Origin of the sequence: Desulfopila sp. IMCC35008, assembly GCF_010646885.2 — a bacterium.
Lineage (GTDB): Bacteria > Desulfobacterota > Desulfobulbia > Desulfobulbales > Desulfocapsaceae > Desulfopila.
Genome location: NZ_CP050700.1, coordinates 898,642 through 920,427, shown reverse-complemented (window position 1 = coordinate 920,427; position 21,786 = coordinate 898,642). Strand labels below are relative to the sequence as shown.

Sequence of the window (21,786 nt, the reverse complement as noted above, 5' to 3'; positions counted from 1 at the left end):
ACAGGTACGACAAAATTTTAAACATATGAACATTAATACCGAAAAAAGACAAGAATATTTGGAGTAAAACCGTAGGGATCTCGCGGATGGCCCCACTCACATCTACCAGCTGCCGCCTCAACCGAGAATGCAAAATGAAGAGACTAATGAGATCTACAGATCAACCGGTAATTACGTGAAAGAACCATTTTACCAAGCCGACAACCATCCCGACAATGAACAACACGACATCTTTGACAAAACCGAAGAGGCTGCTTAACAGAGAATGTTCCTCATCGCCCTTCGCTCCGTCTTCAAGAGCCCCGCTCAACATAAGTTCGGCCCTCTCCTCAGGGTCGGGATGACTGGAAAGGAAGGTATGCTGACGTGCCAGATCGGCAAGTTTCCCCAAGGCAGAAACTGCACCACTTTTATCATACCCCTCCTCTTCCAGGAATCTCAATCCATATAGATCGGCCTGCCGCTCCTCATGCTGAGAAAACTGGGCATTCGTCAACTGTTCGACAAAATCACCCAGCACAGAACGAGCTAGCTGACCGATCTCATTTTCCTGTGAGGCAACAGCCTTTCTTAGGGCACTCGATCCATAAGCCACAACCACTTTTCGGCGAGAGTGGGTCTTCACCACATGTCCCATCTCATGACCGATAACAAACAGCAACTCCTGGTCGTTCATCAAGTCCATCAGGCCGCTGTTAACGCGAACCGTGCCATCTGCCATGGCAAAGGCGTTTACCTGCTCTGTCAGGTACACTTTGAAATTGAATGCCCTGCCATCCTGTACCGCATGCCTGGCAACCAGTTTCTGGAGACGGGCATCATAAACACTCCCTCTTTGAGCCACCCGGTGTTTGCTATCTGAAATAGCTGCAGCACGTTGTGCTATTTTATACACATCCTCATCGTCCAGGGTAACGGCGGTTACCGCATCGGAAGCCGCCCCTGCCATAATACCAATATTGGTATCCTCACATGAACAGACCAGCAAAGCTGTGAACAAGAACACTACATAACGAAACATTGTCCCAACCTTTATATTCCTGGTTTAATGCTTGTCACGAAAATGATATACTTTAAATAAGACACTATACATTCATCCAATTGTCCGGCCAACAAAAGGTTTTTAGATGTTTGACAAACCACGTTTCAGGATAATCACCATACTGCTTTTACTCCTCGCAGCCGCCTTTTTTTTTCGAACCACAGGGTTCAAACTTTTATCATATCTTCTGTTTATTGCATCATTAATAAACGTGTGGAGATGGTTCCTGGCGACCGAAAAGCCTGACAATGAAATGAGAAACAAGCTTATCAGTTGCTGCCATTACCTCGGAAGCGAAGATAAAACAGAGTGAATTGTCCACTTTATAGTGGATACGGGAGCGTCACCCGCTCATTGAGATATGAGCTCGAGTCGCAAACGGTGCCGTTTGTCAAAGAGGTGCCTTGCCGTCAAGCCAATCGCGGTAATCACCCCGAATCCTGTTCCGGCTGCAATAAGGAACATAATAAGTATCTGGTACTTGACTGCCTCTACCGGTGGTGTTCCGCCAAGAATCTGGCCGGTCATCATGCCCGGTAGACTTACAAGTCCGGCAGCAGCCATTGAGTTGACGATTGGCATCATACCGTTGCGCATTGCATCCCTGCGAATATCTGAGCTGGCCTCTTGCCACTCCTGCCCCAGCATCAGCCTCTGCTCAACAATGGTATGTTTTTCGTAGAGCTGTGATACGAGCATGTCGATGGAAAGGGACACCCCTGTCATGGTATTGCCAAGCAACATACCCAGGAGCGGGACCGCATATTGCGGTGTATACCAAGGCTTGACCTGGATAATTACGGTAAGGGCCAAGAGAGCAATTGAAAAAGATGAGATGAACATGGCGGAGGTGCCGATCATATATCCGTTCCAGCCCCGCACCTTTCTTTTTTGTCTCGCTTGAACCTCACGGCCCGCAGCTGCCAACATCACCAACGACATGAGTATCACAAGCCAGCCACTGGCATTGCTGAACAGGTAACGAAGTATCAGGCCAACAAGAAGCAATTGAGCCGTCATCCTGCAGCTATACAGCAGGATCTTTTTTTCAACGCCCAGGCTCATCACCATACTGGTAGCTGCCAAGACGACGACAAGCAGAGCAGCTATGCCGAGATCAACTGCTGAAAGTTCTATCACGTTCATTACTCAAGTCCTGCCTTTTTTACTTTCAGGATTCTTTGAGCTACCCTCTCCAGCTGCGCATAATCATGTCCTACCCAGACGACCACTACATTTCTCGTTCTCTGCAGGGAACCAATCAGTGTTTCAACCTGGCCACGGTTATAGTCGTCGAGTCCGGATGTCGGTTCATCCAGAAGCAGAACCTCAGGCTGGAGCAACAGAGCCCTGGCCAACCCCAGACGTTGCCGCTCGCCGGTAGACAAACGACGCACCTCCCATTCCAGCACTTCCGTTGTAAAACCGAGTTGTTCAAGCACTTCAGGAAACAGATTCACCACTCCAGAGGGGGTAATAAAATGATCTCCCACCCGATCATGCCACCAGGCCGGGTCGGCAGGCACCATGCATACCCTTCTGCGCCATACCGGTGCACTCATAGCCTCACTTGAAACCCCGTCGAGCAAAACACGGCCCCAATGCGGTATCAGATCACAAACAGCCTTCAGCAACAGTGTTTTCCCAACTCCGGAGTCACCGCTTAAGCCGATACATTCGCCCCCTGTCGCACTAAACCTGTAAGGACCGTTTTGCAGAAAAGCGACATCGACAACCTCCAGTCGTGGGCGGTTAGACGGCGGGGAGCAGTATGGTAAAGGTTGTTCCACTATCAGGTTCACTGGTAACGTGTATATCGCCATTATGGCTTTCTATTATGTTCTTCGTTATTGCCAGGCCAAGCCCCGTCCCCTTATGTTTATCCGTGAAAAATGGCTGAAAAATCCTGGCTAATTTTTCCTCAGACATACCGCAACCATTATCACCAATGGCAATCACTATCCAGCCGTCATCCGCTCGCCTGGTAGAGACATCAAGTTGCCCCCCCTCCCCCATGGCCTGCATCCCATTGACAAGAATATTTAAGAGAGCCCTGTAAAAAAGATTTACATCGATATTGCCCGACGGCAGGTTCTGGTCCAGGGACAGGTTCAGCTTTATGTCCTGTTCTGATAATTTCGGGGAGATAAAATTGACAGCCTTTTCCAGCACCCCATTTACATTGGTGATTTCCGGTCTGGGCTCCTGCGGACGGGCAAAATCGAGAAATTCAATAACGATATCGTTGAGCCTGCCGGTCTCTTCTACAATGATACGGGCCAGATGTTCATTACCGGGCGCGACCTTTTTTATTCTCTTTTCAAGAATCTCACCCGTACTTCGGACAATACCGAGCGGGCTCTTGATCTCATGCGAAACGGTTGCAACCATGGTCCCAAGATGGGCAAGGCGCTCTGCCTGGTTCAGTTTTTCTTTGAGGCGAAGCCGCTCCTCGTTTCTCCTCTCCATGATATTATCGGCCCTGCTGACGATTGATCGCAGAATCAGAAACAGGATCATCATCACCGTTACCGATATACCGATGATGCTCGACTGTAAACGGATGATATTGGTATATTCCCGCGAAAGATCCTTTGTAATTTCAATCACCCCCATAATGACATCGCTACTCTCTCCCCCCTGGCGCACCTGCCTGAAAGGAATGAAAGTCTGCAGTTCACAACTGGGCGGGGTGGAACCTGGTACAAGATTAAATATTGTTCCCGTACTGGTCAGTAGCGAATTCGATTCCCCCTGCAGGCTACGATGATATTCGGGACCTCCAAGCCCCTCTTTCCCGACCAGTTTGAGATCAGTTGAATAGGAGGTTATATTGACCTGGGAGTCATAGATCGTAACCGTCTTGATTTTCATACCCTGGATAATTGAGCTGACTATTTTATCAAGGGCGTCGAACTGTTCCGGATTACTCAGTGCTATATTGCCATAACGGACGACGGTTGGCAGAACGAAACGGCGAAAGACCTGCTGGTTAAGTGTTTCGGCAAGGACCAGAGAATACTCCTCACTCTGATTAAGCATAACCTTTCTGGCATTGTTTGAAATTATCCAGGAGAGCAGTAAGGCAAAAACCAGCATTACGGCAAGACTGGAAAAGGTGAAATACTTAACGAGCTTGAACGGTTGCAAGCCACCATCATTCTCCTTGGCCTGCTTCTCCTTCTCGGATTCAATCATTGCAGACTCCGCATCTTCTGCAGACTGACGTATCACACGATGGTGTCAACCGCTCTTCAAAAGCACGCTGATATTCTTTCCATAAATAGGAAGAATTAATCCCGTGATCAATAATCTCCCACGGAAAAGGGGTCCCTGCATCACACCCTTTATGAGTAAACTGTTCAGGCCGCAGATCAAATTCTTTCATGGCAGCTTTCCAGTTTTTTCCGCTTGATGCCATATATTCCAGGACCTGTGCGAGTCGACGATCCCCCCTGGCCAACACTGCCTGAAACAATACATTATCGGGTTTATCGAACTGTATGTGTACATTGGCGGTGGCCATGAGTCCTTTCTTGAGTAGTTTCTGTCGACGTTTGAGCTCCGACACCGATTTAAATGCATCCCCGTATTCATCAGGATGGAGGGAATCACTCATACCAAATGGATGATACTGGAACGGTGTCCAGGGTTTTGGTGCAAAACAGTTTACAGAAACCATAATCTCAGTGAGCCGGCCCCGCTTTTTCCCTATGAGATCTATAGTTTGCTTCATCTTTTTAATAAACCGGACACCTTCCAGCAGATCTTCATCTGTTTCAGATGGCAAACCAATCATGAGATACAGCTTGAGTTTGTAGATTTCACCCTCGACAAGCTGTATTGCCCCGTTCAGGAGATCCTTCTCAGATAGCCCCTTATTTATCACAGAACGCAGCCTTTCAGATGAACCGTCAGGGGCGATGGCAACACTTTTCAGATTACTCACTTCGAGGAGGTTGAGAAGAGGCTCACTCAGCCGGTCAGCGCGCAAAGAGGAAAAAGAGAGTGCACAACCGCTCTCCTGCAAATAATCACTGATCATGTTGAGTGATTCCATTTCGGCCATTTCCATACCGAGCAGTCCCACCTTACCTATTCCTTCATGCCGCTGGCGAATGCCCTCAACAATCGCATCTCCATCCCATAAACGTGGAGGTCTATAGATAAAACCTGCGGCACAGAACCGACACCCCCGCGAGCAACCACGTCCAAGTTCCGTCAGGTGCATATCTGAAAATTCGATATCAGGACTGCTGAGTACTGAATGGGAAGCAACAGTCGTTGTCTCTAGATACTCCCGGGTAATCCTCGGGCGAAAACCCGGCTCAACCGTGTAGCCATTAAAATCTCCCTTTTCATCATAAACAGGGCTATAAAAACGTGGAGCGTAACAACTGCAGTACTGCTTGCAAAGCGACCCCAGAAGAGACGTCCTGCCTTCACTCTTAAAACGGTCAGCAATCGTGGTAGCAACCTTTTCGAGTAGTGGTTCGGCCTCACCTATAATGAAGAGATCGACAAAAGGAGCAAGTGGCTCAGGATTCATCGCTGTTGCCACACCACCACAAACAACCAGTGGGTTTTCAGCCGAAATCACATCCCCTCTGTCCTCTGCAAAAACAGGGATGTTAGCAAGCTGCAACAGTTGAACCAGGTGCAGGTAATCGTGTTCAAAACTTATGGAAATGAAAACAATGGGGAAGGAAGAAAGCGGGCTTGAAGATTCAACCGAACGAAATGAGGAGGACGGTTCGGGAAGGAAGAAACGCTCGCAGACAAGCTCATCCTGACGCCCCAGCATTTCGTAAACCAGCTGGAACCCCAGGCTTGACATCCCGACACTATAGGTATTGGGATAGAGCAGCGCCACCGGAACGCGGCCAGTCCATTTTTTCAGGAAACTGCCCTTCTCCCGTTCCGACTGCTTCTCCCTTTTACCAGTGTGGCCGTCGCCTTTCCTGCCTTGTTTCCTGATAGGACACCTTCAGAGGATAATGGATACGATCCGTATCAGTTTGCTTTTTTGCGCAGGTAGGCAGGAGTCTCCAGATGATCTTCATGCCATACCGGCAGATCCCGCCTGCGTTCACTGTCCCCTCCGTTATTGCTGGAAAGATGCTCAATAGTTTCAAAATTTGAGCCGGGAAGACGGGCAACCTTAGACTGGGTATTGACCGGTGCACTGATGGTATTCAGCGGTTCCATGTCCCTTTCACGCGGATCCGGAGTTCTGGCCGGCTGGGTGTTTGCTTTTTTTCTGTGAAGATCGTTAACCTGGGCTATGGTCTCTTTTTTTTCAGCCATATCCCCGACACCGGTAGCAATCACCGTAACATGCATTTCATCCTCAAGAGAGTCGTCATACAAGGCACCAATAACAACCTTGGCATCTTCGTCGACCCGTTCCTGAATCAGGGTGGAAGCCTCCATGAACTCTGACATGGCGAAGGTCTCTTCAGATGCTGAAATATTGATGAGCAACCCACGTGCACCGTCGATACCAAAATCCTCAAGCAACTGGTTGTCAATCGCCCGGCGCGCGGCTTCGAGAGCACGGTTTTCCCCGACTGCCGAACCTGACCCCATAATCGCCGGTCCAACCTCTTTCATTACGGTGCGAAGATCGGCAAAGTCTGCATTGATAAGTCCCGGTACGTTTATCAGGTCGGTAATGCCCTTAACTGCCTGCAGAAGGACATTATCGGCCATGGACAGCATATCGGAAAGCTTGCTGTTTTTCTGCATCAGCGATAACAGCCTGTCGTTTGGAACGGTGATAATCGTATCCGCATATTTATGCAGTTCAGACCACCCATACTCACAGTTTCGTGCTCGAAACTTCCCTTCAAAACTGAAAGGTTTGGTCACAACCGCCACGGTGAGAGCTCCAAGTTCCTTGCTGATCTTGGCTACTACAGGCGCCGCTCCTGTCCCCGTTCCTCCACCTAAACCCGCAGTTACAAAAACCATGTCAGCACCCTTCAGGGTCTCTTTGATCTCCTCCATGGATTCAATTGCGGATTGTTCCCCGGTCTCAGGATCAGCACCGGCCCCCAGGCCCTTGGTAACATTCATGCCAAGCTGGAGACATATATCGGCTTTAGACTGCAATAATGCCTGCTTATCGGTATTGGCTGCAATGAACTCTACACCTTGTAGTTTGTCGGTAATCATGGTGTTTATGGCATTTCCGCCACCGCCACCGACGCCTATTACCTTTACAACCGCAACACCCTCTGATTCCGCCATTCTGAAAGGCATATGCTTCTCCCAAATCTATATTAAGAAGTCACCTGATAAGCCGTGACATGCATAACGTATAAGTAGTGCAAATATATCATCTGCACCCTGTCCCATAAACAAAAAAATCAAACTTCCTACATTATTTTCCTGACCCATCCCTTGAGCTTATCTATTGCAGATGGTTCACGATTTTGGCTTCCACGGACTTTGTCCCTGCCAAACATCACCAAACCGACCGCCGTTGTACAACGGGGACTGTGTATATCTTCAACTTTTCCTCCGACTCCAGCCGGATAACCGATTCGGACAGGCAGATCGAATATCTGTTCCGCAAGGTCAACAAGGTTTGCCAGCAGGGCTGTTCCACCGGTAATAACCACGCCTCCGTTGATCTTATTCTTCTGTCCGCTTGCCACCAGTTCCCTGTCTATCATCTCCAGGATCTCTATCATCCTGGCTTCAAGGATATCCACCAGCACTTTCTGGGTCACTTTGCGTGGCTCCCGATCCCCGACAGTCGGTACATCGACCACCAGGTTCGGTTTGATTATGGACGCAATAGCTCCGCCATAATCCTCCTTTAATCGTTCCGCCTCCTGCAACGGAGTACGGAGTCCAACTGAAAGATCATTGGTCAGGTTGTGCCCGCCTAGTGCAATTTCACGTGTATGCCGAATAGTGCCATCACAAAAAACAGCCATATCGGTAGTACCACCGCCGATATCCACCAAGGCAACACCTAATTCCATCTCATCTGAACTGAGTACGGCATTGGCCGAAGCTATGGATTCAAGTACCAACTCTGCTACCTCAAGCCCCGCCTTGTTGCAGCAGGTGACCAAGTTGTGGACAGCACCGATATCGGCGGTAACAATATGCACGTTTGTCACCAGGCGGACCCCTGTCATACCCACCGGGTTCTGGATGCCGGTATGGTCATCCACCATGTATTCCTGCGGCATAACATGGATTACCCGTTGATTTTCCGAAATCTTCACGGTCCTGGCTGCAGTAATGACATCATCAATATCTGACTGTTTGATTTCCCTGTTATTTACCGCGACAATACCTGGACTGTTAAATCCCTTGATGTGATTCCCGGCAATCCCGACATACACATAGGTTGAACTGAGATCACAGTCAGCATCTTCCTCAGCCAGACGTATGGCTTGCTTAATAGAGTTGACCGTGCTCTCTATATTGACAACCACACCCTTTCGGACCCCCTGGGATGGGACAGTACCGGTACCTATAACATCGACACGGTCGTCAAAAACCTCACCGACGGTACAACAGATCTTCGTAGTACCGATGTCCAGACCGACGACAAGTTCACCATACTCCCGCTCATCGTCACGATCAGCCATAACCGGTTCAATTTCGTTGTTCTCATCCATTACTTAACCCGATCACTCTGTGCCACAAGCACCTTATCGTTAAAATAATCCATCCTTATATACTGTACTCCGGCCAACTGCAGACTGCTCTTTTTCTCTCTGTACAGAGATTCCATTACCCGCAACAGCCTATAAAACTTGATTTCAATATTACCTTTCCCGAAAAAAATAGGGAAAGGGTGATCCACAAGATACAGTACCATCTCTTCCTGTCTGTTTATATGCAATTCAGAAACGGATTGAGCTGGCAGATTGGGGTTGTTCCTGCGTGCCCTGACCAGGAATGTCATGATATCCGAAAATATCTCTTGCCGTTTCTTTTTGTCCGTTACCATATCCAGCCCGGTTATAACCGGGTAATCCACATCCTGTCCCGGATCTATTCTCAGAAAGGTGTTGCCCTTTTTATCAATATAATAGAGCTGCGGATTATCTTCCGTACTCACATTTACCAGGGCAACAGGCTTGTATTCCGTCACATCGACAACTACACCGGACGGCCAATCCCTGCTTACCTCGGCACTTTTCACCCAGGGTTCCTGTTCCAGCCTTTTCGAGATTTTTTGAATATCGAGTTCGAGCAAGCTGGTTTTATACAGGGTGATACCACTTAATTCCTTTATGCGCTTGACGGTTACAGCACTGCCCCCCTCGATAACCAGCCTTCGCACCTTGAATTTTGAAATATCCTTCAACAGATACCCGACCCGAGAAGGACCGTTGCAGGCAAGGAACAGTAGAAGTACTAGACATATTGCAGCATAGGGTCTAATTTTCTTTTTTACTTCCTTGCCCCGGGCCGGTGATGCAAAACTTTCTTTTCTTAACCTTCTCTTCTGCGTTATACGGTTACGTAAGGCTTCAAGGGAAAACCTTGTTCTTTTTCCGACTGGTTGCTGGTCATAACAATAGGCCGACTTCGGCAACTCACTGTTGCTGGACGTATCCTTCCCTTTTCCCCTCAGGCTCATTATCAGCACCTGGAGATTTTTTCGGATATCTGTCGCCAATTTATTCTTCATGACCTGTTTTCTTACGATTCCCCGCAATGCCCGCTCAACCTGACAGCCGGGCTCTATTATTTTTCAAGCAACTTCACAAGTTTTTCACCAACGCTCACGATGTTCCCGGCACCAAGGGTCAGGACCAGATCATTTTCCCGGACCATCCCTATTACTTCTTCAGCCATGGTTTCAACCTCGGGAATATACAGAGTATGTTTTTGCCCATGGCGTTCTATCTCTGCCAATAAACACTCCGTACTGACATCCTCTATGGGCTCTTCACTCGCCGCATAGATATCTGTCATAATCAACACATCCGCCCGATGAAAGGCCGTCAGGAATTCCTTAAACAACGCCTTAGTTCGCGAGTATCTGTGTGGTTGAAAAAGCACCACAAGCCGTTTCCGTGGCCAGGCTTTCTTGATCGCTGCAAGTGTCGCCCTGATTTCGGTGGGATGATGACCGTAATCATCCACCACAGTCACGCCTTGGCATTCACCCTTTTTCTGCATTCGCCGCTGCACACCGTTAAAACTGCCCAACGCCTTCGCCATCACATCAAATTTAATATCGAGTTCAAAACCTACGCAAAGCGCCGCCAGAGCATTATAGACATTATGTTTTCCCGGTGGTGCCAAGTCGACCTGACCAAGGTGGTCAACGCCCCGGTAGACGGAAAAATGAACACGGCCATCCTTGAACTCAACACTTTCAGCATGCAGATCAGCCTGTGCGGTCATGCCGTAGGTTATCATTCGTCTGCTAATCCTGGGGAGTAACTCAGCCACATTTTCATCATCAAGACAAAGAATAGCTGCCCCGTAAAACGGTATCTTATCTATAAATTCAAGAAATGTTTCCTTGATGTGATCCAGATCTCTGTAATAGTCCAGATGCTCCAGATCAATATTGGTCACGACTTCGAGGACCGGTGACAGCTTCAGGAACGAACCGTCACTCTCGTCAGCCTCCGCCACCAGGAACTCACCCTCACCCAGCTTGGCGTTACCACCAAGACAATCCACCTTACCGCCAACAACAATGGTTGGATCAAGTCCCGCCTCAGCCATAATCCAACTAACCATGGATGTTGTCGAAGTTTTGCCATGGCTTCCTGCAATGGCAATTCCGAATTTCTTAAGCCGCATCAGTTCCGCGAGCATCTCCGCTCGCTGGATAACCGGTATATGATTTTTTTTGGCTTCCACCACTTCCGGGTTGGCAGGATCAATCGCCGAGGAGGTTACAACCACATCGGCACCAATTATGTTCTCACCATTATGTCCTTGGCGGACGACACCACCTAACTTTGCCAGCCTCTCGGTTATCATGGATGAGCCCAGGTCAGATCCGGAAACCGTGTAGCCCAGATTCAGAAGCAGTTCGGCAATACCGGACATGCCTATCCCGCCGATTCCCACAAAATGTATATGCTTACTTTTCCTGTACACCGGTTCCCATCCTTCTATTGCTTTTGGTGATCCCCATACAGACATCAACCAGTTTTTCTGCCGCATCCGGTCGCCCGAGCTCTTTCATCCTGCTTGACATTTGGTCTAACCGGCCTCTATCCGCCACCAACTCAGCAATTATCCCGGCAAGTTTTTCTGCCTTGAGCGTATTCTCCCTGAACTGAAGTGCTCCACCACCCTGAACGTAATAGTCCCCGTTTTTTTCCTGATGATTGTCGGCCGCATGGGGGTACGGTATCAAAATGGCCGGTTTACCAAGTACAGCTATCTCTGTAAGCGTTGTCGCGCCTGCCCTGGATACCAGAAGGTCAGCTTTCTCATAAACAGCTCTCATATCCTGAAAAAACGTAGCGACCTCAGCAGTTATACCGTTTTCCCTGTATGCCTTATTAACCCAATCATAATCTGCCGGCCCCGTCTGGTGAATCAGCTGAACCAGATCTTTCAACCTACTCGTTTCACTGACAAAGGCCTCTGCTATCATCTTATTGACAGCATGTGCACCCTGACTTCCCCCGAGTACCAGAAGTGTAGGTTTCGCTTGCATATCCAGGGATTCCAGCTTGGCAAGTTCCAAGATATTCCGGCGAACCGGGTTACCGGTAAAAATTACTTTTTTTGGGGGGAAATAGTCCTCGCTTCCCGGTAATGAAACACATATCCTATCAACTAATTTACCCAACTTACGGTTCGCCATTCCAGGAATCGAATTCTGTTCATGTATGACGGTTGCAACACCGGCAAATCGTGCTGCAACCATTACCGGACCGGTCACATAGCCACCGACGCCCAATACGACATCCGGTTTAAAGTGCCTGATGTGAGACAATGCCTGAAAAAAGGAAACCGGCAATATGGCCAGAGCCTTTATCAGGTCCATGATTTTCTTCCCCTTCAAACCAAAGCTGGAAATTGAACAACTCCTGAAACCGTATTGATCCAGACTGGTGGTATCAATCTTTCTACGGGTACCAACAAACAAAACCTCACTACCAGGCTCCCTTCTTTTTAACTCCTGGGCAGCTGCCACTGCCGGAAACAGATGTCCCCCGGTTCCACCGCCTGTAATCAACATCCGTAAGGAGTCCTTTGAATCAGCCATGATGCACCGGTTCCTCCAATAAGGCGTGTACGATTTCCATAAATACAAGGCCGCGCTCACCGTAACTACTGAACATATCAAAACTGGCACAGGCGGGTGATAACAATACAGTATCACCTGGCTCGCTGAGTGTCCTGGCCTTAGTGACAGCCTCTTGCAATGAGGAAACCATTATGATCGAACAGCTATTTTTTACTGCCGAATGTATCTGTTCAGCCGACTCTCCCAGCAGTACCAAAGCCTTCACCTTTTCCCGCAATACCTCCTGCAGAACCGAATAGTCTTCTCCCTTATGCTTACCACCTGCGATGAGTATGACACCATTGTCAAACTGCTCGAGAGCAGCTATAACAGCACCGGTATTGGTGGCTTTCGAATCGTTTATATACGTAACACCATTCCACTCCCCCACCCATTGCATCCTGTGGGACTCCAGCCGAAAAGAGGATAAGGCCGATCGTATCGCCTCAGGCTCTACCTCCCATCGGTGTGCAGCAAGAATGGCTGCTGCACTGTTTCTCACACCAATTGGGGTAGCAAGTTGAGTACCGGTAAGATCGTAGAGCACCTCTTTCCCGCTACGTTCTGTTCGGACAGTTACCCCTTTCGTTATTGCATCGCACGCTGGACTTGCACCAAAAGTCAGGAGCTCCGCGGTGAGGTTTTCTTTACCGTCCATGCAGACGGAATCATCACCGTACAGGATTGCCACATCTGTTTCCCGCTGATGAGAAAAGAGATTCTTCTTGGCCTGTACATACCCTGTGAAACCTTTATGCCTGTCAATATGATCAGGACTTATATTAAGCAATATGCCAATATCGGCCCGGAAGTCACCCGCCGTTTCAAGTTGGAAGCTGGACAATTCAAGCACCAGGTACTCAGCATCCCCATTCTGTAAATAATTGAGAAGAGGAATTCCAATATTACCTCCGACAAAAACTTTTTTACCCGCCTGCCGCAGAATGTGACCGAGTAAAGAAGTGACGGTAGTTTTTCCATTTGTACCAGTAATTGCAGCCACAGGAACTCGAAGCAACGGAGCCGCCACTGCCAGTTCACCCGCAACAGGGATACCTTTTTGACGTAGCCTTTTTACGAGGGAACTATCCAGGGCGATACCTGGGCTTACAATGACCATGTCCGCCTGCTTCAGGAACTGCCAGCTATGTCCCCCCGCCTCATACTGGATGTTGTTTTGCCAAAAATAATCTCCGTACTGTTGCACGAATCCTTGCTCATTGCCGGAATCCGAAACGATGACCTTGGCACCGGAGGACAGACAATATGATGCAGCAGAACGGCCTGTAACCCCGTACCCCATTACCGCCACACACATTCCCGGCCCAATATGTCCCGTTGTCGCCTTCAACGTAGTTTCAATGTTGCTATCGCAAAGAGACCCAAAATTATTGACACGATCCAGAATCGAACCACCACCTTCGGTTCATGCCAGCCTTTCTTTTCAAAATGATGATGAAACGGAGCCATGAGAAAAATCCGTTTACCGTGGGTCATCTTAAAATATCCAACCTGCATAATCACCGACAGCGCTTCCATAACAAAAATACCACCAACGATGGCCAGTAGAAATTCCTGTTTAATGATTATTGCAATAGCCCCGAGAGCACCACCAAGCGAGAGCGACCCAACATCTCCCATAAAGACCTGGGCAGGGTATGCATTAAACCAGAGAAACCCAAGACACCCTCCAAACAGGGCTCCGCAAAAGATCGCCAGCTCACCGCTTCCCTGAACATAGGGTATCTGCAGATACTCTGCCAGAACCACATGCCCAGCCAGGTATGAAAACACCAGGTACACCGCCGCCGACACAACCGTTGGCCCTGCCGCAAGCCCGTCTAAACCATCTGTCAGGTTTACAGCATTTGAAGCACCGACAATAACAACAACAGCAAAGACAATGTAGAACCAACCAAGATCCGGTTGAATGTCCTTAAAAAAGGGCAAGCTGAGCTGGCCGTCATAACCGGGATGAATGAAAATAAAAAGGCCGACTACCATCGCCCCTGCCACCTGCAGCACAAGCTTTCCTTTGGCACTTAACCCCGCACTCGATTTCCTGCTTACCTTGCGGTAATCATCCAGACCACCAATAATTCCGTAAAACAGCATGGTAAAAAGGATCAACCAGATAAGGGGATTGGTAAGGTTCGCCCAGAGCAGAGTTGCAACGGAAATGGAGAAAAGGATCAATATCCCCCCCATAGTCGGTACACCCCGCTTGGCAAGATGAGTTTCCGGTCCGTCGTCGCGGACAACTTGTCCTATCTGCAACCGTTTCATAGCCCGAATAAACATCGGACCAAAAATAATCATTATGGCAAACGCTGTCACCGCCCCGCAGATACAGCGAAAGGTTATGTATCTAAAGACATTGAAGCCGATAAATGTGCTATGTAATGGGTATAGTAAATGGTACAGCATCCTGTCTTCTTATCCCTTCTCTTTTTTCTTCATCAACGTCAATTCTCATCAACGGCTTTCAATCATTTTTTCGACAATGGTTTCCATTTTTCCACCCCTGGACCCCTTGACCAGCAGCCAGTCATTTTCACCAAGTTCACCTTTGTCTATAAGTGTGTTCAAAACTCTTAGAATGTCCTCTTTATCGGGACAAGCCGCGACTTTTTGCGGATTCATCCCCGCATCAACTGCTCCTCTCACAACATCGTCACGAAAGTTCCCTACAACTCCCAGGAAATCGAGACCGGAAATACCGACCTTACGCCCAAGTTGATAATGCAGATCTGCCGAACTTTCACCAAGTTCAAGCATATCGCTTAATACCGCCCCACGTTTCCCCGGTGACAACTCGACAAGTGCATCGATCGCTGCAGCCATGGAAACCGGATTGGCATTATAGGTATCATTAATGACTGTCAGACCATTTTTGCCCTTCTCGATGACCATTCTTCTGTCTGCAGGTCTGAAATCCGCAAGACCTGCTGCTATTTCCTTTAAACTTGCCCCTCCGGCAGTTGCAATGGCTGCCGCCGCAACCGCGTTGGCGACATTGTGGATCCCGGCAGTAAAAAGATGAATCTCTTCCTGTTCTTCTCCTTTATGCAGCGTGAACGTCAAGACACCCGGTTCCGACCCATTGACGTCAGAGGCAAAAAGATCAGGTTTCTGGTGTACATGTTCTGGAGTTGCGGAAAACAATATCTTTCGTTGAGAATATTTTTCTGCTCGTCTGCATATCTGTTCATCATCAATATTAACAATAAATATCGACTTCTTTGAGGCTTGGGCAAAGAGTTCCTCCTTCGCATCCCCGACACCATCAATAGATCCCAACCCTTCCAGATGCACTCCGTGGATATTGGTAATACAACAGATATCCGGATCGGCTATCTCTGTCATCCTCCGAATTTCACCCGGTATATTCATTCCCATCTCAAGAACCACAGCCTTGTGTCGGCGAGAAATAGGTAAGAGGGAAAGTGGCAGTCCAATGAGGTTATTCAGGTTTCCCTTGGTTAACAGTACACTCTCAGGCGGATAATCCGGCCCGGCCGGCCATCTACGCTGCAAAATGGCTCCAGTCATTTCCTTAACTGTTGTCTTACCGCAACTTCCGGTTATCGCCGCTACTGCAAGGTTCCTGTCTGCTGCGAGTAAGCGACGCCTGTAGCCGGCAAGGTCACCCAGTGCCCGCAGGGTATCTGCCACCTCAATCCTCGAAATTGATGAAGGTATTGTTTTGTCACTGCCTTTTTCCACAACCAGGCAGCCACTCTTCTTTTCGACAACGGATTCCAGAAAGCTATGCCCATCAAAATTCTCTCCCCTGAGAGCGACAAACACATCACGCGGATGAATGTTCCTGCTGTCTATTGAAACACTCCCGAGACATTTTCCTTCACACCCCTCCTTCTGCACCAGGTCTCCTCCGGTTGCTTTAGCCAGGGAGTGACAGTTCCAGGAGCAAAGGGCATCTTCCGCCTCCAGGCAGTCATCAAAGAACTGTTTACCCTGCATGGTCAGCTGGTACGTTTCGTGTCCTTTACCGGCAATAAGAACGATATCGCCACTGCCGGCACTGCAAATGGCGCTGTGTATTGCCTCTTTCCTGTTGCCGATTTCAACGAAACCCCTGATGCCTCCTGTTCTTGTCTTCAGCCATAATTGTTCTTGTTGCTCGAGACCTGCCTTTATCACTCCAGGAACAATCTGACGCCGAATTTCATCCGGGTCTTCCGTCCGAGGATTATCATCTGTAATGATAGCCACATCAGCAAAACATCCGGCGAAGCTTCCCATAACCGGTCGTTTCCCCCTATCCCTGTCACCTCCGCAACCAAAAACACAATAGAGTTCCCTGTGCGGCAGTGCCTCCAGAGTGGCCAACACCTGTTTGAGGGCATCAGGAGTATGCGCATAATCAACAAAAACAACCGGCATATCCTGCTCAGAACCGTCATCGACCAGCACCCGCTGCAATCTGCCCGGTGCCCCGACTGCGTTTTCAAGAGTTGTAACAGCCTTATCCAGGTCTATACCGAGAGCCGAGACAATTCCAAGCGAAGTTAGACAATTGTCGACGTTAAAGTGCCCCACCAGGGGACTCTTCATGGATATTGGACGGCCAGCCGCCATCAGAGAAATCTCGGTTGCGGTCAGAACTGACGAGTAATCAAGAACCCGAAAATCACAACCTTCCCCCTTCCCGCAGGTTATGGTATTTACTCCTATCGTCTTGCAAAATTCGGCGATACGACCTGACCAGTCCTCGTCGTCTCCCTGCCTAAGAGGCGTCGAAATCACCGCCTGGGCCTTTTTTTTCAGGTGATTAACAAAGAGAATCGATTTCGCCTGAAAATACTCCTCCATGGTTCGGTGATAATCCAGATGATCCCTGGACAAATTAGTAAAAGCCGCAACATCGAAACAAATAGTACCGATACGAGACTGGGACAAGGCATGGGATGAGACCTCCATTATAACATAACCAACCCCTTCAGCAGCCATTTCATACAATAATTTTTGCAGCTGCACAGCCTCAGGGGTCGTAAAGGGTGACGGCATTACAACTCTCCCATTCACCCCGTTATAGCGATAGGTCACCGTGCCGATAACCCCTACCCTATACCCCTGCTGTTCCAGGATATCCTCAAGCAGATAGGTAATAGTCGTCTTACCGTTGGTTCCTGTTATTCCAACCAGAATCATTTCCGCCGCCGGATTTCCAAAGTAGTTTTCGGCTGCAGCCCCATATGCCTTCCTGGAATCTTCTACTTCAATAAGCCAACCTTTCCAGTTACCGGGACGCTGATAGTTTGCGCCTCTTTCCACGATAACTGCTGCACAGCCATTTCGAACCGCATCCCCAATATAATTGTGGCCATCGACCACCGTGCCGGCCACAGCGACAAAGATACTGTTTTCAGAAACCTCCCTCGAATCATGATATACCATTGAGATTGTAGGCTCATCGGGGGCACGATCAGGTTTCTGCAATACTACATATTCAATGCCCTGCAGCACCTCGCCAAGAGACCTGGCTACCTGTTGGTTTTGTCGACTGATATGTTTCATGCCGCCCATACGTCTCAATTCACAATTTTCTTTTCATAGGATTCAAGGCTTACATCCTCTTGTCGCAGCTTAAGCACACACTCCGAGGTCTCGTTCAACTCCGTTCCCGGCTTCGGTTCCTGACCTATTATCTGACCTGTCCCATACACCCGAATCCTGCAATTTTTATCCTGCAGCATCCGCAACCCCTTCCTCAGGCTAAAACCTATCAGGTCCGGCATATACTCAACAGTCGTTTCTGCAGAATCTTCCGCTGCCATGGAATCTCTCAACGCATCCCGAATAGGATCAAGAGTAGCAGGAAAATTACCACTCTGCCCGTCGTTTGGTTCGGCAACCGCATGCAACCCTTTTCCTACCTGCTGAAGTACTGCAATTCTCGGCAAAACCGAGGCCAACGCCTTTCCTGGTGAGACCGCTTGAGTATTTTTACTCCTTTGCATCTCCCCTCCGTTATCCTGAATGGTGAGCAGCATTGTAACCTCAGCATTTGGAAGGGGTAAGGCGATAAAATAGACCCCATTTCTGCTGAGTTCCCAGCCCTTGTCAGCTTCTCTCACAAACCGGACTTCGTCATACACCGTCCCACCACCCAAATCATCCTTTGCGGACAAGCTGCCAAAAAGGAGTGAAAACTCCTTTGAGACATCCGTTGCGACAACCTCCTGTCCCGTGCCATTATCGACGTAATCATCAATTGTATGTTCCTTGCCGGTCCTGGTATCAACTACCGACCCCGCGACGTGAGGCTGAATCTTTTGTCCCCCGTTTAATAAAACTGATAAACCGGTCAGAAGATTAAGAGGTGTCATCATCTCCGGCACAGTCCCCAGATTGGCGACACTTCTGTTTAAAATATTCCGGTAACCGCCTTTTGATAATACCTCGGTCACGATAACAAACTCTTCCGGCGGACTACTTTCCAGCCCAAGGCTTTCCCATAACCGCAATTCGGTGCCAAGGGATTGTCCAGATTGTGAAATACTCCAGGGAAGGATGCTGCCACGAGCGTCATACTGACTCTTCAGAACTGCCACATCCCGGAGCATAAGCCGGAATGTTTCCGGTACAACCATGGGTCGCACCAGCAGGCTTTCGAGGATATCCTGTGAGTACAGGCGATATGTATTCGGGTTGTACGACGGAAACTGTGCGGCAGCTACGATTGAACCGGTACCCGCATCCATTGCATATGCCCCGATTGCCGTTTTCGGTCTGCCTTTGCTTATCTCACGAACAAGGTCTTCAAGCAGAGACTGAATCTTCATATCCAGGGTCAGCAACAGCTCCTGACCGTGGTGGCCCAGATACTCATCCCCTTCCGCCAGAACTTCCCTGAGCAACCTGTCGAAATAAAACTCAATACCCGCAAGACCTATACCATCTTCGGCAAAACCTAACAGATGCGCAGCATCGGTCTTTTGCGGATAGAATCGAGAATAGTCCTTATGCAGGTATACTCCGGGCAAGTCCAACTCCCTGATGGTATCTTCCTGGTCCTGGCTGATGTCCACCATCAGCCATATCCGTTGTTTCCCCTCTTGTAATGCCTCCAGTAACTGCTCTTCTTCGGTTTCAAGAACCGGGGCAAGTTTTTCAGCAACATCCAGTATGCCTTCTACTTCCCGTGTTCGTACATATACAGAAACCCTTTCCAGAGAGACCGCCAACTCTTTGTAGTTACGATCATAAATGGAGCCTCGACGCACCTGCTTCGCTTCTAGGCCGGTTTGCTCACCCTCAAGCAATCTCCTGAAATTCCAACCGCTGTCCGGGGACTGAAAATACATCCAGCAACCGAATGCACCGACAACCAATACGCCCAGCCAGAGCCATACCGTTCTGCGTCTTCTCCTGTCCTGCCTCCGCAGACCGGTCCGCTTTGCCATTTTCCCTCGCTATAACCGTTCAAAGCGACCCTTTTGTTGATTATATCTGCTCACCTGCCCGGGTTCCGGCGACTGAAGAGCGAGTGTCGATGCCGCCACCTGTTCGATATTGTCGGGCATCAGCAGGGCAGCCCGCCTGGCCCGAAGGGAAATGTGTTCATCAGCCAATTTCAGTTGTTGAAGCCTGGTCAGTTCAATGGTTTCGATCAATCCTTTACGAAATTGGCCAAGCCCCAACTGACACGTACATACCAACAGGAGAAGCAAGGCAGCGAATTTCGCCCCTCTCTTCCAAAGCTGCAACCCGCCGGGTAACTCCAGATGTTGTCTTCTTGTAAGATGCTGCCTAAGCGGAGCAGCCGTTACTGGCCGCGCATATGTTTGAGCTGAATTGTTCAGTAGCATGTAACGTTCCCTCCTCCCAAATTACCTTTTCTCTCCTGCTGCCGCTTTTCAGATCCGTTCTGCAACCCTCAATTTGGCACTCCTCGATCTCGGATTCTCCGAAACCTCCCCCGCACCTGCTGTCACCGGCCGGGGGGTAAGAACATTCAGATCCGAATGTTCTCTGAACTTCCTTTTCACAATCCGGTCTTCCAGAGAATGAAAAGAAATCACACAGAATCGTGCACCCGGCTTTAACAAGGCAGGAGCCTCATCAATTATCCGGGACAGGTTTTCCAATTCCGTATTGACGGCAATTCGCAACGCCTGAAACACCTTGGTTGCGACATGTATTTTCTTCGGATGATAACGACGGGGAACGGCACGTGACACAAGTTCCGCCAAACGGCCGGAGCTTTTAATCTCTTCTTGTTTCCGACTCTCTGCAATAAATGATGCTATGCGGCGTGCCTGTCGTTCTTCCCCGTAATAATAAAAAATGTCAGCCAGCTGTTCTTCGGTTGATTGTTTAATGATTTTGGCTGCCGTTATCTCTCTGCGGCTGTCCATCCTCATATCCAGAGGTTCATCCCGCTGAAAGCTAAAGCCTCTATCACCCATATCAAGCTGAAGTGAAGAAAGGCCGATATCAATAAGCAAACCATCAAGCTTTTCCACTCCCGCTTCCTGCAGTCCTAAAGCAATCTCTGCAAAGTTACGCCGAACGATCGTCAATCGTTCCCCAAAGTCCTTAAGTCGAGTACGACTCCTGGCTATCGCATTTTCATCCCACTCAAATCCGATCACACGGCCTTCCGGACTACTGGCCTCCAAGATCAGCAAGGAATGCCCGCCAAGTCCCAGGGTACCATCCATGTAAATACCACCGGAAACCGGTTTGAGGTACTGCAGAACCTCATCGGCCAACACAGAGATATGGATACGCTCAATATCCCGTTCCAGGGCCATTAAAAAATCCCCATCTGAGAAAGCTGCTCATTAAAGGAATCAAAGTTTTCGCTGGTTGCTTCATTATCCTGCTGCCAGATCTCCTTGTCCCAGATCTCAACATGCCTTATCATCCCGACCAGCATTATGTTTTTGGCCAAACTGACTTTTGTACGCAACTGCACAGGGAGTTGTACCCGACCCTGCTTGTCCAGGCTGCATTCGGCTACACCACCAACAACATATCGTATGAAATTTGCGAGATCGGGTTTCTCACGGCCTTCGGTCATCAGCCGATCTTCCAGGATTTCCCATTCCGGCAAAGGGAAAGCACGCAGATGATTCTTACCCCATGGCGCAACCATGAGGATCTCCGAATCATACTGGTTCAACACCTCGCGGAAACGACTGGGAAAATTGAGCCTCCCTTTCGAATCCATCGTGTGCTCTGTCGTGCTGCGAAACCTGCTTTTTGCCATTCATCCCCTCTCTGGGACCTCACTCCACTTTGCTTCCCCTTTACTCCACTTCTCTCCACCTTATTTCCATTTATAACAGCAAGGGACTTCATGTCAAGGAAAAATATACGCAACATCGGGAACCTAACAACACAAGAAAAAGCAACCAATGCACCACATAGAACACACATCTATCACCCGAAACACCATATAGTGTACTCAACCCAGGAATTCTCCCTGGAATCGCCCAACAAAATCTTGGTATCAATCTCGCATATTTGG

17 protein-coding genes are annotated in these 21,786 nt (G+C 48.9%); all 17 read right to left on the bottom strand.

The features are described 5' to 3' along the window. Positions 1-160: 160 nt before the first annotated feature. Positions 161-1,021, bottom strand: a complete 861-nt coding sequence (locus GA520_RS04130; RefSeq protein ID WP_163337951.1) for a M48 family metalloprotease — start codon at positions 1,019-1,021, stop codon at positions 161-163. A 372-nt stretch (positions 1,022-1,393) separates the two neighbouring features. After that, positions 1,394-2,188, bottom strand: coding sequence for an iron export ABC transporter permease subunit FetB (gene fetB / locus GA520_RS04125; RefSeq protein ID WP_163337952.1), 795 nt, complete (start codon positions 2,186-2,188; stop codon positions 1,394-1,396). Next, a complete protein-coding gene (locus GA520_RS04120; RefSeq protein ID WP_163337953.1) occupies positions 2,188-2,865 on the bottom strand; it encodes an ATP-binding cassette domain-containing protein in 678 nt (225 codons plus the stop codon). Before GA520_RS04120 ends, fetB begins: the two co-directional genes overlap by 1 nt. Beyond that, positions 2,795-4,240: a nitrogen regulation protein NR(II) gene (locus GA520_RS04115; protein ID WP_163337954.1), complete on the bottom strand. Its 1,446-nt coding sequence runs from the start codon at positions 4,238-4,240 to the stop codon at positions 2,795-2,797. The genes GA520_RS04120 and GA520_RS04115 overlap by 71 nt, the downstream gene beginning before the upstream one ends. Then, positions 4,233-5,915, bottom strand: a complete 1,683-nt coding sequence (locus tag GA520_RS04110; RefSeq protein WP_240910129.1) for a radical SAM protein — start codon at positions 5,913-5,915, stop codon at positions 4,233-4,235. The genes GA520_RS04115 and GA520_RS04110 overlap by 8 nt, the downstream gene beginning before the upstream one ends. Before the next feature lie 140 nt (positions 5,916-6,055). Next, the gene (ftsZ, locus tag GA520_RS04105) at positions 6,056-7,306 is read right to left on the bottom strand and encodes a cell division protein FtsZ (RefSeq protein WP_163337955.1); all 1,251 of its coding nucleotides are present in this window, start codon (positions 7,304-7,306) and stop codon (positions 6,056-6,058) included. A gap of 116 nt (positions 7,307-7,422) precedes the next feature. After that, positions 7,423-8,685 carry a cell division protein FtsA gene (gene ftsA / locus GA520_RS04100; protein ID WP_163337956.1) on the bottom strand — a complete coding sequence of 421 codons (1,263 nt, stop codon included), beginning with the start codon at positions 8,683-8,685 and terminating at the stop codon, positions 7,423-7,425. Beyond that, a complete protein-coding gene (locus GA520_RS04095; protein ID WP_163337957.1) occupies positions 8,685-9,707 on the bottom strand; it encodes a cell division protein FtsQ/DivIB in 1,023 nt (340 codons plus the stop codon). Before GA520_RS04095 ends, ftsA begins: the two co-directional genes overlap by 1 nt. 56 nt (positions 9,708-9,763) lie before the next feature. Then, complete coding sequence (gene murC / locus GA520_RS04090) at positions 9,764-11,140, bottom strand: UDP-N-acetylmuramate--L-alanine ligase (protein ID WP_163337958.1); 1,377 nt, start codon at positions 11,138-11,140, stop codon at positions 9,764-9,766. Next, positions 11,124-12,263, bottom strand: a complete 1,140-nt coding sequence (murG, locus tag GA520_RS04085) for an undecaprenyldiphospho-muramoylpentapeptide beta-N-acetylglucosaminyltransferase (protein ID WP_163337959.1) — start codon at positions 12,261-12,263, stop codon at positions 11,124-11,126. The genes murC and murG overlap by 17 nt, the downstream gene beginning before the upstream one ends. Continuing rightward, the gene (murD, locus tag GA520_RS04080) at positions 12,256-13,635 is read right to left on the bottom strand and encodes a UDP-N-acetylmuramoyl-L-alanine--D-glutamate ligase (protein ID WP_163337960.1); all 1,380 of its coding nucleotides are present in this window, start codon (positions 13,633-13,635) and stop codon (positions 12,256-12,258) included. Before murD ends, murG begins: the two co-directional genes overlap by 8 nt. Beyond that, a complete protein-coding gene (gene mraY, locus GA520_RS04075) occupies positions 13,632-14,711 on the bottom strand; it encodes a phospho-N-acetylmuramoyl-pentapeptide-transferase (RefSeq protein WP_163337961.1) in 1,080 nt (359 codons plus the stop codon). Before mraY ends, murD begins: the two co-directional genes overlap by 4 nt. A gap of 48 nt (positions 14,712-14,759) precedes the next feature. Beyond that, complete coding sequence (locus GA520_RS04070; RefSeq protein WP_163337962.1) at positions 14,760-17,834, bottom strand: UDP-N-acetylmuramoyl-L-alanyl-D-glutamate--2,6-diaminopimelate ligase; 3,075 nt, start codon at positions 17,832-17,834, stop codon at positions 14,760-14,762. A gap of 5 nt (positions 17,835-17,839) precedes the next feature. Then, positions 17,840-19,714 (bottom strand): PASTA domain-containing protein, encoded by a 1,875-nt coding sequence (locus tag GA520_RS04065; RefSeq protein ID WP_163337963.1) that lies wholly within the window; start codon positions 19,712-19,714, stop codon positions 17,840-17,842. A gap of 9 nt (positions 19,715-19,723) precedes the next feature. Continuing rightward, entirely contained in the window at positions 19,724-20,119 is a 396-nt protein-coding gene (locus tag GA520_RS04060) for a hypothetical protein (protein ID WP_163337964.1), read from the bottom strand. A 48-nt stretch (positions 20,120-20,167) separates the two neighbouring features. Further along, entirely contained in the window at positions 20,168-21,067 is a 900-nt protein-coding gene (rsmH, locus tag GA520_RS04055) for a 16S rRNA (cytosine(1402)-N(4))-methyltransferase RsmH (protein WP_163337965.1), read from the bottom strand. Further along, a complete protein-coding gene (gene mraZ, locus GA520_RS04050) occupies positions 21,067-21,525 on the bottom strand; it encodes a division/cell wall cluster transcriptional repressor MraZ (RefSeq protein ID WP_163337966.1) in 459 nt (152 codons plus the stop codon). Before mraZ ends, rsmH begins: the two co-directional genes overlap by 1 nt. Positions 21,526-21,786: the final 261 nt, after the last annotated feature.